Source organism: Bacteroides sp. 14(A), from assembly GCF_000526555.1.
Lineage (GTDB): Bacteria > Bacteroidota > Bacteroidia > Bacteroidales > Bacteroidaceae > Bacteroides > Bacteroides cellulosilyticus.
In genome coordinates this window covers 407287-424258 of sequence record NZ_JAGH01000005.1, presented here as the reverse complement: position 1 = coordinate 424258, position 16972 = coordinate 407287, and the positions used below count along the sequence as shown (strand labels likewise).

13 protein-coding genes are annotated in these 16972 nt (G+C 42.1%); all 13 read left to right on the top strand.

The genetic code is table 11. The features are described from left to right. Nucleotides 1-7: 7 nt before the first annotated feature. Complete coding sequence (locus K429_RS0124600) at nucleotides 8-1975, top strand: fimbrial protein (RefSeq protein ID WP_029328456.1); 1968 nt, start codon at nucleotides 8-10, stop codon at nucleotides 1973-1975. A gap of 30 nt (nucleotides 1976-2005) precedes the next feature. Continuing rightward, nucleotides 2006-4162 (top strand): hypothetical protein, encoded by a 2157-nt coding sequence (locus K429_RS0124595; protein ID WP_029328455.1) that lies wholly within the window; start codon nucleotides 2006-2008, stop codon nucleotides 4160-4162. Nucleotides 4163-4179: 17 nt separating this feature from the next. Continuing rightward, a complete protein-coding gene (locus K429_RS0124590; protein WP_029328454.1) occupies nucleotides 4180-4761 on the top strand; it encodes a DUF3575 domain-containing protein in 582 nt (193 codons plus the stop codon). 7 nt (nucleotides 4762-4768) lie between these two features. Then, nucleotides 4769-6208 (top strand): DUF3868 domain-containing protein, encoded by a 1440-nt coding sequence (locus tag K429_RS0124585; protein ID WP_029328453.1) that lies wholly within the window; start codon nucleotides 4769-4771, stop codon nucleotides 6206-6208. A gap of 441 nt (nucleotides 6209-6649) precedes the next feature. After that, nucleotides 6650-7495 carry an alpha/beta hydrolase gene (locus K429_RS0124580; protein WP_029328451.1) on the top strand — a complete coding sequence of 282 codons (846 nt, stop codon included), beginning with the start codon at nucleotides 6650-6652 and terminating at the stop codon, nucleotides 7493-7495. Nucleotides 7496-7664: 169 nt separating this feature from the next. Next, a complete protein-coding gene (locus K429_RS0124575) occupies nucleotides 7665-7985 on the top strand; it encodes a hypothetical protein (RefSeq protein ID WP_022209107.1) in 321 nt (106 codons plus the stop codon). 337 nt (nucleotides 7986-8322) lie between these two features. After that, nucleotides 8323-8883 (top strand): DUF3575 domain-containing protein, encoded by a 561-nt coding sequence (locus tag K429_RS0124570; RefSeq protein ID WP_149950730.1) that lies wholly within the window; start codon nucleotides 8323-8325, stop codon nucleotides 8881-8883. A gap of 34 nt (nucleotides 8884-8917) precedes the next feature. Then, nucleotides 8918-10285, top strand: a complete 1368-nt coding sequence (locus K429_RS0124565) for a DUF3868 domain-containing protein (protein ID WP_029328449.1) — start codon at nucleotides 8918-8920, stop codon at nucleotides 10283-10285. Between the two features lie 71 nt (nucleotides 10286-10356). Then, nucleotides 10357-12099: an Mfa1 family fimbria major subunit gene (locus tag K429_RS0124560; RefSeq protein ID WP_029328448.1), complete on the top strand. Its 1743-nt coding sequence runs from the start codon at nucleotides 10357-10359 to the stop codon at nucleotides 12097-12099. A gap of 99 nt (nucleotides 12100-12198) precedes the next feature. Next, nucleotides 12199-13215 (top strand): FimB/Mfa2 family fimbrial subunit, encoded by a 1017-nt coding sequence (locus tag K429_RS0124555; protein WP_029328447.1) that lies wholly within the window; start codon nucleotides 12199-12201, stop codon nucleotides 13213-13215. A gap of 9 nt (nucleotides 13216-13224) precedes the next feature. After that, nucleotides 13225-14370 carry a hypothetical protein gene (locus tag K429_RS0124550; RefSeq protein ID WP_029328445.1) on the top strand — a complete coding sequence of 382 codons (1146 nt, stop codon included), beginning with the start codon at nucleotides 13225-13227 and terminating at the stop codon, nucleotides 14368-14370. Nucleotides 14371-14383: 13 nt separating this feature from the next. Then, the gene (locus K429_RS0124545; protein ID WP_029328443.1) at nucleotides 14384-15478 is read left to right on the top strand and encodes a fimbrillin family protein; all 1095 of its coding nucleotides are present in this window, start codon (nucleotides 14384-14386) and stop codon (nucleotides 15476-15478) included. An 11-nt stretch (nucleotides 15479-15489) separates the two neighbouring features. Then, nucleotides 15490-16965, top strand: a complete 1476-nt coding sequence (locus K429_RS0124540; RefSeq protein ID WP_029328442.1) for a hypothetical protein — start codon at nucleotides 15490-15492, stop codon at nucleotides 16963-16965. Nucleotides 16966-16972 lie beyond the last annotated feature (7 nt).

Genomic DNA, 16972 nt, shown 5'->3' with positions numbered 1-16972 from the left:
ATGAATTATGAAACGAAATAAACTATATATCCTCCCGCTGATACTCTCATTATTCTGGGGACTCACCTCTTGCGAGGATGATTCCTCCATCGAATCAGCAGGAACAGGATCGGTAAGCGGAATTACCCTGAAACTGTCTATGCCCAGCTCCGTGGCTTCGCGTGCCGTAGAAGAACCGGGCGAAGAAGCGCTCAATGAAAATACGATAAAATCATTAGATGTTTTCGTTTACCGTGAAGGAGCAGACGAATGCCTGTTCTACCAGCATTTTGCGTTCTCTCCCGAGCTGACCGGAACCGGGGAACATACAGCTACCCTGGATGCCGCACAGGAGAAATTCGATCAGAACATCAACCATACCATTTATGTAGTAGCCAACCATACGGCAACCATTCCGGCTGCGGGATTATCCCTTCCGGAACTGAAGGCGCTCACCGCCCCTACTCTGGATGCAGATAAAAAACAAGATGCATTCTTAATGGACGGAAAGCATACAATGGTGCTGAATGACGGAATCATCGTCAACAAAGAGATTCCCGTTGTTCTTAAACGCGCGGCCGCCAAGATCAGAATAAGCCTGAATTATGTAAACGGTTTCACCCCCATAGACAATAATATACCTTCAAAAAAAATGGTCAACTATGCCGCCAGTGGCTCATCCATTGCAGACGGTAGTGTAAATACCCCCACTCTGCAAAGCATGAACTCATTTACGGAACAAAATACAGGTGCAGGCAATAGCAATCAATTCATCCTCTATTCGTATGCCAATGATTGGACCAAAGATACGAACAGGGAAAGTTATGTACTCATCAATGTCCCTGTAAAGGACACTGATGGTAACGCTACTACTCAGAACTATTACAAAATACCGGTAAACTACCGGCTATCGGACGGAAGCACGGGCCAGACTGAAAATCTCTATAAACTGGAACGTAACCGCCTGTATGATATCCGCGTGAACATAGACAAGAAAGGTGATACCTACCCGCATTCCGCACTTCCGCTGAATGCCGGATACACCATACAGGATTGGAGCACCCACGAAGTACTTGTTTCCGTAGAAGGAATCAACTTCATCTATGTAAAAGATACCAAGATTTCGATGCCCAACAGTACGCAGTTCACCACTACCTTCCAGTCATCCACACCGGATGTAGAAATACAGAAGATTACTGTAAATGGTGTATCGGTTTCCAACGGTGGAAAAGAGATAACCATCACCGCTACCCCGAATGTAAAGTCCGGCAACATAACCATAACGAGTCCTCTTCCTGAAAACTTCCTAGCCAAAGATATCACCTTTCAGGTAGTCAATGGTGCCGGACTTACACAACCTGTCACTGTCTCCCAATATCCGGCCCTCTACATCGGTTCTGACATTTCAGCCGATGTCCCCGGAGGAAGCCAGGGGCAAAATAATACGAAGATGTATATAATGAATTCCTTCGTCGCCGACTTCTCTACTCTTCCCAATCCGGACGAGTTTGACGAAGACTTCGGTAGCGGATATTCCCATTATGCAGCCAATCCCGCATTAGGCGCATCTTACGCTTCGTACATACGTGACAATGCCGTACTCGGTTATCCGCTGACAGATAGCGAACACGCAGCCATAGATACGGAAGAAAACAACCGGAGAATCTCTCCGCACTTCATGCTTGCCTCACAACATGGTACGACAACGGCAAGCACATACACCGCATCCAGAATCAAATGCCGGGATTATGTAGAGCGGGATGCCACTACCGGAGAAACCTATTCCGACTGGCGTATGCCCACGCAAGCGGAAATCTACCTGATAGATGTCTTACAGAACATACGGATATGTGAAGTTAAAGGCATCCTTGAAGGAAATTATTATTGGAGTTCGAATGCTTCCGGTGCTGTTAACTTCATGGACCCCCGCGTTGGAGAAGGTGGTAAATTCAGTCCGCTGAATGCATCCGTCCGATGCGTCCGCGACATCCGGTAAACAGTATTGATGGATTAAAATTAGAAAAGTATGAAACGATTAACCTACCTTATAACACTCCTCGGTCTTCTTCTGGCTTCGTGTACAGATGAAGCTACTCTCGGCACTCCCCTGACTGGAAATGACGATAAGACCGCCTTTCAGTTCTCGGTAAACATGCCTGAATATATACCGGCACTCACCCGTGCCGCCACGGATGAGAATGCTGTTAACGACCTGTGGTTGATGACCTTCGATACCAACGGACTATTCATAGGGCGGGCTCATGCCTCGCTCCTGAGCAGTAACAGTAATGGTACCGGGACATTCCAGGCACATATACCCGATGACGCAAGAATCATTCACCTCATTGCCAATTATTCCCAATGGGATAGTTTTGACGAACGTGCCGCCATGCAGAAAGATGAAAGGGAGATTATACCTTCATTGAACAGCAGCAATTTAGTATTCTGGGGAAGACAAACAATCTCTTCCGCCAATGACACTCCCAATGTCACACTTTACCGCAACCTGGCCAAAGTGACTGTAGAAACCGAAGCTACGAATTTCGAAGTAACAGGATATGCGCTCTGTAACTATGCAAGTAACGGAACGGTGGCTCCATTCAACCCGAATGCCCCCGCTACCCCGTTCACCTTGATAGACGGCACGCCGACCTTGCCTCGCAGTCCCGTCTCCAAAATCGATCAGACAGAAACAGACTGTAACATGGATGCCAAATATATGTTCGAGAATGAGAACTATTCCAACGATCAGACCTATATCATCATTAAGGGAAAACTGACAGGAAAGACCGAAGAACTTTATTACAAGATACAGCTTCTTGATACGGACAAGAAGCCCTACCCCGTCATGAGGAATTACCACTACAAGGTTGTGATAAAATCCTTCAGCGAGAGTGCAAACGGAAGTACTGAATTTGCCGATGCTAAAACCTCAGAACCTTCCAATAATATCTATGCCGAGATATTCAAGGAATCTCCTTCTATCTCCGACAATAACAATAATGTGCTGACAGTAAGCCGACTGCACTTCCTGTTCACCCAGGCAGGCACCTTGAAGGTATCAGCCCAATACACGGCCAACGGCGTGACTGATAACTCTAAAATCAGCGTATCCATAGCCGAAGATCAGGGAAGCATACTTCATAATCTCTCTTATGACGGAAATGGGAATATTTCTGCCGATGTATCCCGCATCATTACGGGACAATATGAGGCTACAATTACCGTTAAGGCAGGTGTACTTTCACGTACCATCACGGTCATATCCAGTGCGTTATATCTGTTTGATCCCGCCGGCTTATCACCCGAAATATACACTGCCCGTGACCAGGACGTAGCACTGAGCTTCACTATTCCATCGGCAATACCCTACTATTTGTATCCGTTGAAGTGTACCATTACCACAGGCAACCTCTATCCGGTAGAGCCTAACAAAAACCTGCAACTGGAGTACACTAACGGAGGGTATCAGTATGTCTATTGGGCCACCGGTCCCGGAACCAAAGTATTGAACTTCCGTACCAGTCTTGAAAACAGCGATGAAACCGTTTTGATAGCCAATGAAATCTTCCAGACAAAGAGCGTGGAAGTAAAATCGCGCCACTTTACCAATGTTTCCGTCAACGGAGACAATACGGTAAATTACGGTGTGAACAATACAGCCAGCTTTATGTTTACCATTCCATCATACCCGGATTATCCGCCCACATACCCGTTAACGGTGTTTATTGCAACCCAAAATCTGCAAACCACCCAAAGCGGATGGACAGCAGTTGCAGGTGGTTATCAACGGACTTACGCTTCGCAGCCTTCAGGAGGACAAACCGTCACGTTTACCTCTAAGAAAGCTTTAAGCAGTGAAAAGCTGATAATATCCGCTCCCGGATTCAGTCCTACGACCATTGGCTTTGAGAATATTCTGGCGCAGTCAATAACGGTGGGTAATACGATAAAGGTTTATCAGAATAACGGCTTGCTCAATATCCCCCGCTATACGGTAACCTCATCAGATACCGGCATTGCATCTGGTTTTACCACCAGCCGCACCAGCACTTATTCAACTACTATATACGCCGGAGCCAAATTGAATGATGTGGTTACTTTCACTCTGAGGAATTATAACTATTCCGCCACATATAAAGTGGAAGAGTTACTGCAAAATCCGGCTATTGTTTTACGATAATATAATGTAATGAAAATATGAAAACGATTAAATTCCTTTTATTGGCAGCCCTGATGCTCACATACACCATCAGTACGTACGGACAGGACAAAAGCCACTACATGCCTAAATTTGCAATAAAGACCAATGCATTGTATTGGGCTACCACTACGGCTAACCTTGGATTTGAGGTCGGGCTCTCCAAGAAGCTGACCCTCGATATATCCGGTAACTACAATCCCTGGAAATTCTCGGATCACAAACAAATCAAGCACTGGCTGGTACAGCCTGAACTTCGTTACTGGCTGTGCGAGCGCTTCTACGGACATTTCTTCGGCCTGCACGCCCATTATGCAGAAGCGAATGTAAGCAACCTGAATATATTAGGTTTGGGACACGAACGCTATCAGGGCAATATCTATGGAGCCGGCATTTCTTATGGATATCAATGGATATTGAACAAGCACTGGAGCATGGAAGCGGAAATCGGTGTAGGCTATGCCCGCATAGACTACGATAAGTACAACTGCGGCAAGTGCGGCAGCAAACTCGACAGCGGACACAAAAACTACATTGGTCCTACCAAGGTAGCATTAAACATCATATACGTCATAAAATAATATAGTCATGAAAAAAATACTGATATACTCTGTTTTGTGCCTCATAGCCGCACTTCCGGTCAGCGCGCAAAAATTCTATAAAGATGCCATCAACATCACCAATGCCTCCCTATGGCAACAGGGAGAGTCGCTCTACATAAACATGCAGATGGATATGCGGAACCTGAAAGTCAGCAATGACCGCACCCTGACGCTAACTCCCGTACTAACAGGCCCGGACAATAATGTCGTATTGCCAGAAATCGTTATCAACGGACGCAGAAGGCAAAAGGCCTATCTCCGCGCCATGGCTTTGGATAAGGCAACCAATATAGAGATTCCTTACAATACTCAGGAAGTTCTGAACTACACACAAGTCATCCCTTACGAACCATGGATGGAAAATGCTTATCTGAATCTGGAAGAAGATTTATGCGGATGCGGAGGACACCAGGAGGTACTGACACAGGAAATGATTATGAACGGAGTTTCTACGGAGACCAAACGTCTGGCTGCACTGCAACCTGTCCCCTCTTACATTCAGCCGAAAGCAGAAGTAGTAAAAGCACGTAGCGAACAATATGAAGCTTATCTCGATTTCCCCGTAGGCAAGTCCGTTATTCTACCGGATTTCATGAACAATCAGACGGAGTTGCGGAATATCCGGGAGATGTTCAATAAGGTACAGAATGACAAGAAGTTGACCATTACCAGTGTTTACATTGAAGGATTTGCCTCCCCCGAAGGACCGCTTAAACTCAATGAGCAACTCTCTAAGAGCCGTGCCGAAGCGTTGAAGAAATATCTGTCCGTACACGAACAGATTCCTGCCAATCTCTACAATGTCTCCTTTGGCGGTGAAAATTGGGAAGGACTGGTAAAAGCTCTGGAAGCCTCTAACACGAAAGAGAAAACCGAATTCCTCAATATCATCCGAAACACCAGCGATATAGCCCGCCGGAAAGAGGAAATAAAACGTGTAGGTGGTGGCGCTCCCTATCGTACAATGCTAAAGGAATTATACCCTGCACTCCGTAAAGTGAATTGCCGCATAGACTATACGATTGCCAATTTCAAAGTAGACGAAGGAAAAGAGATTATCAAGACACAGCCCCAATATCTCAGTTTGAACGAGATGTATCTGGTGGCCAACAGCTATCCCAAAGGTGGCGACGACTTTATCAAGGTTTTCGACATCGCTGTACGTATGTATCCTGATGACGAAGTAGCCAACTTGAATGCTGCCGCTGTAGCCTTGTCTAAAAAAGATTTGCCCGATGCCCGGAAGTATCTGGATAAATCCAATAAACAGACAGCCGAATATGCAAATAATAACGGCATTTATTACCTGCTGAGTGGCAATGAGGATCAAGCTATTGTTGAATTTACCAAAGCTGCCCGGAATGGTAACGAAGCAGCCCGGTATAATTTGGAAGAAATAGAAAAAGTGATAAAGATAAAGAAGTAACAGAGAGAATAGAATAGAGAATCCCCGGAATTTTAATCAGTTCCGGGGATTTTCTATTTTTATGTACCTCATTCAATTACGATGTAAAAGTAAATCACACACTTTTACTTCAAAGAGAAGCTATGATTTTATCTCATTAGCCAAACATCAGGATAGCTACACCCTTTGGTCAGGATGGTGTAGCCCTAAGCACAAAAGGGTGTAGCCATTCCGAGCAAAAGGTGTAGTCTTATTATACGATTGAAATAGAACCGATTACAAACGACTTATTCGTCAAAAAGAAAAAGCCTGAATTGGGGTAATGGCAGAAGCTTGTAACAAAAGAAGAAAGAGATAGAGATTTATGACCAACTTTGGCGAATAATCCTACCCAAAATACCCACAAGTAGGGATTGATAAAACCAATATTTTCTTCCAACTTTGTAACAAGAATCAGATAAAATGAAAAGTTTTTATATACTATTGCTTATTACGATAACTTGGACGTCTTCTCTACCGGTACAAGGGCAGGACTCTATTAATATAGGAACCCGCCATTCTTTATTCTCCAACATACTGAATGAAGAAAGGATGTACTGGATTTATGAACCGGAAAAACAACCGGGTGAAGAAGAAAGAGACTACCCGGTTCTCTACTTATTGGATGGAGATGTATTTTTCCATTCCGTAGTAGGTTTTACCCGTTTCTTTGCTTCTTCAAGGGTTTCTTCATTACCCCCTTGTGTTGTAGTCGCTGTTTTGAATACAGACCGTACCAGAGATTTCACCCCTACCAGTTCGGCTGCACGACGGGATGGCAGTATTCAGCCTGGAGATACTCCAAAAGGTGGAGGGATGAAGGCTTTCTATCGTTTCTTAACTGAAGAGCTGCGCCCGGAAATAGAAAAAAAAGTTTCTGCCAACGGCCGTAATTTCTTAGTAGGACATTCATACGCAGGTTTATTTACCCTACAGGTTCTACTCGACTATCCTGAGTCGTTTGATACCTTCATGGCAATAGATCCCAGCTTATGGTGGGACCGGGGAGTTTTCCTGAAGCAAGCCGAGAAAGAAGTTGGTCAGAAGGACTTTTCGGGAAAACAACTCTATGTTGCCTTTGCTACCCGCCAACGTCCTAATGTGAAGTTGGACCAGTTCGCATTGGCTGACAGTTTAGGAGAAAGAATCATTCCAGAGATGAAGAGCCAACATCTGCGTGCTATATACAAAAAGTTCCCGGACGAAGTGCATGGTACAATAGCCCTTCCAGGTATGTTTGATGGCTTGAAGTTCTTGTTCATGCGTTAGTATTGAGACACATAGCATTTTGTTATGTTCTCTTTTATACTGTTAATAATCTGAATAGTTTCAACTCTTGAAAAAACAGTAGAGCGGGAAGTTTGTTTTAAATATAGGGAAAATAAGTTCCGATTGATCGTACCATATAATATAGACCTAAATAAATAAATAGATTATCATGAAAAAAGAAGTTTCTGAAGTATTTGAAAAAGAACAATCTAATGAAAGCTGCATCCATCTGTATCTGGAAGAATGCGGTTGGTGTGCTTACGAAGTTTCAGCTTATCTACTAATGAACCTTTTAGGAGGAAAATGTATAGTCGAAAAAATAGAGAAATGCGGCTTGAAGCTTGTCCGCGCATTTCTGAACATAGATTTGCTGGGTGGCATCAATTATGGCGAATACCGCTATGCGGGCTTAAACTCCTACAACCTGCAATTAATAGGAAAAGATAAAGTCGACAAGAATTCATTTCTTCATTGGAAAAAGAATATATAAAACATCATACAACAGACTTTATCAATAGGATTTTTATATATCTCCCATATTATTGTAATGATAATATGGGAGATATTTTATTATATATGGTTGATATCATCACCTATATTATTCACACAGAAGCAGCAAGAAGAATATATCCCGGATAATTATTACATAATTGAAATGCTTACATACTATTGATATACAAGCACATACTACTTTTATTAATATATTAAAGGACTTTTTTTAATAACAGCAACACTAAAAATAATTTATAAGTTTATATTATATGCGATTTTTGCAAAATAAATATTGCATTAAAAATAGTACAACAAAACTGACAGATATAATGATGCTGAGAAAATTCATTTTATTTTTCTTTTTGTGGTTCCAATTCGGCACTTTATGTGCTCAAGTTACGGTCAAGACGAATCTACTGGGATGGGGAACTGCTTCCATTAATGGTGGCATAGAGACAAAAGTATCTGCCAAAAGTACCATTTCTCTGTTTGGAAGCATCAATCCTTTCGAATTTGGCAATCATAAACAATGGAAACACTGGTTATTACAACCTGAATACCGTTATTGGTTCTGCGAACCGTTTTATAAAGGTTTTATAGGTGTACACACACTGGGTGGTGAATTTAATGCTGCCGGAATAGAATTGCCATTCGATATTTTTCCGGAACTGGCCGATTATCGGTTTCAAGGATGGATGGCAGGAGGCGGCATCAGTTTCGGATACCAATGGCTGCTGAACAGGCACTGGAATCTGGAAGCCTCAGTGGGCGTTGGCTACCTTTACGTGAAGTATGACAAATATCCGTGTGCAAGCTGTGGAACACGCCTCGATAAAGGACACAAGAATTATGTGGGTCCCACGAAAGCGGCAGTAAGCCTCGTTTATATGTTCTGATCTCCTAATAGCAAACAACATACTTACAAAATCAATGAAACCTATAATTTATATATTAGCCTGTCTATTTGCCACTAACACATCTGTGGCACAAACACAGACTGCTACCCATGACGAAGGAGAAAATTCAGGAAAAGTGATTGTACGGCAACAGTCTGTACAACGCGTGGATTCTTTCCTGCTGATAGACCTGACATTGGATCTCACTCCTCTCATTGTAAAATCATCCCGTTCAGTAGAGCTCACTCCCCTACTTTCGGGTGGCGGACATCAGGATACACTGCCCGCAATGCTGATTAATGGACGCACTCGGCATCTGCTTTACCAACGGCTTCCGGCCAAAAAACGCAATGCCAGTTACGTTGTACAACGTAAGGGACAGACCGCTCAAACAATGAAATACAACGTACGCATTCCCTACCTCCCTTGGATGGAACAGTCTGAACTAAAGCTCATTACTGATCTTTGTGGCTGCGGTTGGGAAGTATTGCAACAAAGTACCGAACCGGTAGCACAGATGGACTTCCGCGAACCGGAAGAACCTCAACTACTGGTGGAATACATCGCTCCGAAGCATGAAGCAGTGAAGACACGCCAACTGGCAGGAAGTGCCTTCCTAGATTTTCCCGTCAACCGGACAGAGATTCATCCCCAATATCGCAACAACCCGCGCGAGTTGGCAAAGATACAGGCCACTATCGACTCGGTACGCAACAACCGTTTCGCCACCATCACAGCCGTCGACATCAAAGGATATGCATCGCCTGAGGGTAGCTATAGCAACAATGCACGGCTTGCGCAGGGACGTGCCACAGCCCTGCGCAATTATGTGCGTGGGCTGTATGATTTTGGCAACGCCGAATTCTCCGTGTCATCCGAACCCGAAGATTGGGAAGGATTACGCCGCATGACAGAAACTTCGGACCTTCCGGAAAAAGAGCAAATACTCGCCATCATAGATGGAACGGACATCTTCGACGGCAGAGAGCGGAAGTTGATGGAGATAAGTGGTGGGGATGTCTACCGATTCATGCTGCGTGAGTGGTTCCCTGCTCTACGCCATTCGGATTACCTGGTGAAATATACCATTCGTAATTTCACCGTAGAGGAGGCCAAAGAATTGATATATACTGACCCTCGCCAATTAAGTCTGGAAGAGATGTACCGGGTGGCACAAAGCTATGAACCGGGTACACCCGAGTTCAACGAAGTGTTTGAGATTGCCGTACGCATGTATCCCGACGATCCGGTATCTAACCTAAATGCTGCAAATGCAGCGTTAATGCGTCGTGATGCAGAGGCTGCACATCGCTACCTGCAAAAAGCAATGGAAGGCCCGCAGAAAGAGCTGGCAAAAGAGACGCTGAAAGAACTGGAAAAACAGCTGAAAGAGAGAAAGTAAGTTGATAAACAATAAATAAAAAAGAGTTACGATCATATATTTAATTAACGTATAAATAAAAAGCAACAATTATGAAAATCAGGAATTTACTATTAGCAGGATTGGTGCCTATATTGGCATGGTCGTGCAGTGATGACAAATTGCAAGGTGGTGAGAATATTCCTCCATCTACTGCGTCACAGAATTATATGGAGGTTAGTATTAAGATGCCGATAACTACGAGAACTGCCAGTCCTTCGACTGAAACAGAAGATGGACAAGATTACGAAAACTCTGTGAAAGAAGTACTGGTTGTTGTAGTAAATGTGAAAGATAAGGAGCAACAAGAAGATACATATTATGTGAAAGAGGAAGGAGAAATCTGCTTTGTGAAATCAGTGGGTATAACATCAAGTCAAGATAAAACAACGGAGGGTGTACACGGAAACGATAAATCTTATATCGCCCGTATAAACAATGTGACATTAGACACAAATTCAGATAAATACTATGCTGTTTATGCGTTTGTTAATCCGACCTCCGAGATATACAACTATTATAACGGAAAGCTCACACAGACAGGATGGAAAGACCAATCAGAAATGGCTACTACAGAAACTGCAACTGAATTTATAACAAAGTATGCAGATAAAGACAAAGAACGTTTCTTTATGACCGATACCAACGTAGGAACTGGAAATTATAGTGGCCCCGACAGAAAGCAGGCTGTACATTTTGTAGCTGAAGAGGGAAATTATAAACTGGCAGCCACAGCCAAAGTAGAAAGAGCTGTAGCACGTTTCGACTACAAAGCTGCGAAAAATAAAAATGAATATGAAATCAAAGATAGAAATGCAGATGCCACTAAACTGACTGTTACGCTAGAAGGATATAAATTAATGAATGTCTCCAAATCATTCTATCACCTGAAACGAGTTGCAGCGAAGAAAGAAGGAGACAGTACTGATCCGGATGAGACTAAAATAACTTATGGTGGTGCAGAAACGGTAAATAATTATGTTGTGGACTGTGACTGGAATAGTACCAACGGTAAAAAGACTTGGTTATCAAAAATCACAGAAGACGGAAAAGAGTCATCAGAAGCTTTGGCTATAAGAAAAGGGCTATTTTTCACTCCACTGGCCAACAGCGAGATTGATAAAGAAGAAAATAACGAGCCATACTTACCTTTAGATTTTAAAGAACCAGAGAATACAGCAAATCCTGCGTATTATATCATGGGCTACTGTACCGAAAACACTGTTCCCAGCGTAGCTTCTCAACAAAACGGACTGTCTACAGCTGTAGTATTCAAGGCTAAAGTTAGCGGTGATTTTATCAATGAGGCAACCACTGCAGCTCTTTATGAATATAATGGAAGTTTCTATAACCATTGGGATTCATTCAAAAAAGCATGGAATATTTCGGGAAATACTCCATTAACAGCTGCTAACGAACCCACCACAGGCGAAGAATTGAAGACTCTCAGGGAGACATTAAACGGTAAAGCCAAAAGAATCCCAATTCAGGGAATGGATGAGGACAAATATGGCAATGTTTATTACATCTATTGGAACCGCCACAATGATAATGGACAGAATACTAATATGGGAATTATGGAATTTGCCGTAGTGCGTAACAATATATATAAGCTGTCAGTTTCTAAAATCTCAGAACTCGGACATCCTAATGACCCGACTAATCCGACCGATCCTCAAGAACCGGATCCAGATCCTGTTAATCCTCCTAAGCCGGACGAACAGAACAAAGCCTATATGGAAGTCGATGTTCAAATTTTAGACTGGACCGTTCGTGTAAACGATATTGAATTTTAATCCTTTAGCATACAAATAAGGAAGACTCTGCCGGAAGGCATTCATGCATCCGCCTTCCGGCTGTTTTTTCCTAACCTTTACTTGAAAAAACAGTTCATTATGAGACGTTCTGCTTATATACATTCCGTTTCAGCCGTCATGGGTCTGGCATTTTCCCTGCTGTTGGCGACGTGCAGTTTTGTGCACGAGGTTCTTCCTCCCTGCGAGCACTATCTGCATTTTGTTTATGACTACAACATGAAATTTGCCGACGCCTGGCAACACGAAGCGGATCAAGTCTCTCTATTTATCTTTGACGAGGAAGGAAACTATCTGAAGGAGATGAATATCTCCGCTGAAGAAGCCCGAAGAAACAATATTCTGCTGGATCTACAACCGGGAACTTACCAGATATTGGCATGGACCGGACTGAACAGCGACGATTACCTCTGCCTGGCTCCTGCCGACAGAACAAATTCACGCATCAAGGACTACAGCGTTCGGATGAATGCCGAAGCACAAAACGTAGACCGTGATCTCGTGCCCCTATTCTACGGTATGCAAACCGTAACCATACCCGATGCTGCAACATCAGACATCCGCTTTCCACTAATGAAAGATACCAATACCTTCCGTCTTATCATACAGGCTGACGCCAACAATACATCCTCCAGCGTCCCCTCCGATGAGTTTGAATTCAGCATTACGGACAACAACGCCCTATTAGCCTATAACAACACAGCGGTTACCGAAGAATTACCCCTCACCTATTCCCCTTATTACTTGGGTGATGGCGATATCCACGACCCCGAAGGCAACGTAGTACTAACCACTACTTGTGCTGAACTTAATACCAATCGACTGATTTATGGTACGCATCCACGGCTTACCATCCGGCATAAGACCACCGACAAGGTATGGCTCAATGTAGACCTCATAGAGTATATCATGCTAATGCCTACCGAAGGTTCGCTGGACAAAATGCTTGACCGTGAACATCCCCAACAAGAATACCTGGACCGTGAGGACGAATACGTTATCGTCTTTTTCTTCACGCAAAGCTCCAACGGCAACATGATTAATGTAAGAATCACCATTAACGGCTGGACCGTACGTATAAACAATATAGAAATGTAAAAACAACCCATGATAACCAAAACAGCACATATTATCCTTCTGTTCACCCTACTACTTTCCAGTCTTTGCAGCTGTCAAAGCAATGAGGACATAGAACAGTTCATCCAACAGCCCAAACCTGTGTTGTTGGACCTTAATGTGATGCTGGCTGCCCCTCAAGACGACTCCAATAAGCCCGAGTGTGAACGGGTAAAGACATTGCGTCTTATTGTAATAGATAAAGACAGTAAGAAAGTGGAGTTAAACAGGTTATTGGATTATAAAACTACAACAGACAATTTTGAATATCGGACGCGACTGAAGACTACACAAAGTGTGAAGTGTATCTATGCACTGGCTAATGTGGAAAACATATTGAAAGACAAGATGAATTGGGAAAATGAAACAATGATTATAGACAATCTGAGCCTGCTAGTACTTGACTCAGAAATCAAGGAGTCATATCAGTCAAATAGCGACGGATACCTTCCCATTACTTCCAAGAAATACGAAGTAGATCTTACACAACCAGAAGACTGGAAACCGGAAGAAGGAGAATCATCCATATATACTGTAAAAGAAACTATATATATGGCTTACGCAGCTGTGAAATTTGATTTTACTTTTGAGATGAATAATAATATTACGATAAAAAAATGGACTATCAGAGATATAGCAAAGCAATCTTATCTGATTCCGAATATAACCGATAATGCTTGGGAAACTCTAATAAAAATTCAAGGACAAGTGGATCCTAAAGATGATGATAATACAATTTGGGTTACAGATTACAAAATGCCGGAAGGAACAGCATTATCACCATATGAATCTTCCCAAGAGATTAACTTAAAGCTTCAAGAAAATAAATGGATAGATCCAACCGCTTATTATTTGCCTGAAACCAAGAACTGGATTTCGGACTTTAGCAAGCAAATCTATATGCTTTCGTTAACCGTAGAATCAAATGGCCAAGAATATGAACTAACACCCAAGCAATTCCCAAACTTAGAATCACTGGTACGTGGCACACATGTCAAGGTTCATGCTAAGATTTCAGACGTATCACCCGGAGCGGAAGGGGAAGTGGAACTCGAAGCACAAGTGGTAGACTGGATTTCAGAGCCAGAGATAAAAGGAGACTGGGAAGAAGTAAATTCCACTACTGAAATACCCTAACAAACTTAAAAGAATGATGAATAATAAGATTCAATACATATTAATAGCACTGTGCTCGGTGCTCGGTGCCTGTTCATCAGAAGAAGTTCCGGTGACCATTCCACAGCAGGACACGGAAACTATGACATTCAGTGTTACCATGAATGGAGACAATAGTGATGAAGTGAATGTGGTTCCCTATTTCAAAAAAGGGGATCAAATCCGATTATACAATCCGGTGAGTTATTCAACTCCGGACTTTACAGATAACTCCCCAACAGCATACATCTACGAATGCGACTTTGAAAGGACTGCATTAGATGAAGAATATCCGTACAAGTTTATTCCCTTTAACAATAAGGGTTTCAAATGGAAGAATTTGAATCCTACATCTATTTATTATATGTTTGAAGCAGCATACTTCCCCGGCAATAAGTATTTCAATGAAGTACCGTTTGATCAAAGTACAAAGGAAAACTTCAAAAATGCCGATTTACTGCTTACCCATCACCGCCAACTCATCAGTGAACAAGACAAAACCGTAAAATTAAAATTTCACCACGCATTTGCCATGGTACAGGTAAAGGTAAAACTCCCGGTCAGCGAATTTCCCGATCAAGGAATGTTTCCAGAAAATGCTTTAAAGGGTGTTTATATGCGTGCAATGCTGAGAAATTATGAAGTGGATTATTCAGGAGTGATAGATAATGACGCACTCCGTACGGTACGAGTCCCCAAAAATGATGAAGCACTTCCCGTCAATGACCCGAAAAGAAAGAATATCCAAATGTATTGCTCATCAAGGACAGCCCCCACACCGGAAACTGATAATACAGGTAAGGAAGTTATTTATCAAGAATATATTTTTCAGGGAATTGTACCAGAACAGAATTTTTTAAATGAAGGTAATGATTTTCTCTATTTCCAAGTAAAGAGACATGATGCTGAAGAGGTACTATATAAGTTTAAAACAGAAACTTTGACATTGAAATCATCGCACATACTTAATTTGACACTGTCTATTGACAGCAATACTTTAGAAATAATCGTTCTGACAGCAGAAGTTAAACCCTGGAATACAGCTACGGTTGATGATATGGAAATAGGACCTGTTACACCCACAAACTGATAGATATACATATGAATACACAAAGAAAATTATATTCTATTTTATCGGGATTTCTACTTATTGCAGTGCTTCTGCTGACAGGAGCATGTACAACAGAGGAAACAGAAAATACTATTCCGGTATTTAATCCCGATGACCCGATTATGATTTATGCTACGGTAGATGGAACAAGTATCGCCACCCGGGCTGGTGAGCATGAAAAGATAAAGAGCCGAACTATGCTTTTCACTTATCCGTCGTTATCTGCCGGAAAGATACAAAGTGCAATATGTGAGTTCGATGAAAAAGGATACGGATATGTATATACCAATAACAGCAAAACGGAGAAGTTGAGATGGAAAGATATAAATATTACGGGAAAAGATACTATCTATTTGGATAATCTTGTGAATTATCCTGTACAAGACCCTACACTGACAACCATTCATAAAAAAAATAATGAGATAGAAGTATGGATTGATAACTTTACATATTTCTATTTTGGTCCGGAGGATCCGAATATGAGTACGAATAGTGGATATAAAGCTATGATAGCGCCCACGAATAGTGAGGAGGCTAAAGAAGTGGATATAATCTGGGGAATGATCCTCAATCCGGAAATAGGTCAACCACTCCGATTTGAGCTAGTGCACAAGATGAGTGCAGTCACATTTCGATTTTACAGTGACGATGAATCTATTCAGCAAGCTTTCAAGAAAGAAGTTAATGTCTGGTTGAATAGTGTGAAAGTACCGCTAAATAATCCAGTTACCCCATCTTCCACTATCTTCAGAAGAAATAATGGAGTGATTGGTAGAACTGGTGGATATAATTTTGATAATGCATGCCTTGTTGAAAACAAACCACTGACGAAATCAAATAATGAGGATACCCAAACAACAACGTATTACTCTACTCCTATGTGGATTTTCCCACCACATAGTTTCGGTGCTTATCCTTTTGGTAGCACTTATTGGCCTAAAGTGATAATCGAAATACAAGATGAAGATGAGAATCAAAAGACTCAATACGCAGGCTTCCTGCCTGCAAGAATGAAGTATTATACAAAAGATAACGTTTTTGATAACATCTCCCTGGAATTCATGTCAGGGTATCACCTCATAATCGATGTAAAGCTGGTTAAAGATTTTGGTAATCCAGAATTACTTTTCGGGGACATTCAAGTATGGCCATGGAGCAGAGTAATGACCGACAATCCTACGATAAACGAAAGTGGAATAAATGATTGGAGTGACCTTGTGGCACTGGTGGAAGAATTCAATGAAAATTCCTCAGAGACAAACTACAGATTGATGAGATATGGAAATTGGGATGAAAATCAGTGGAAATTCAAATTATGGAAAGATATAGAAATACCGACAAATGTGCCAATGCCACTATTTGAATCCGACAAATTTGAAATTGATCTTGGAGAACACATAATTGTTATACAAAATACAGAAGTAAATGCTGAAAATTATAAAATATTCTTGTGCTCTAAAAATTAAGTAAAAG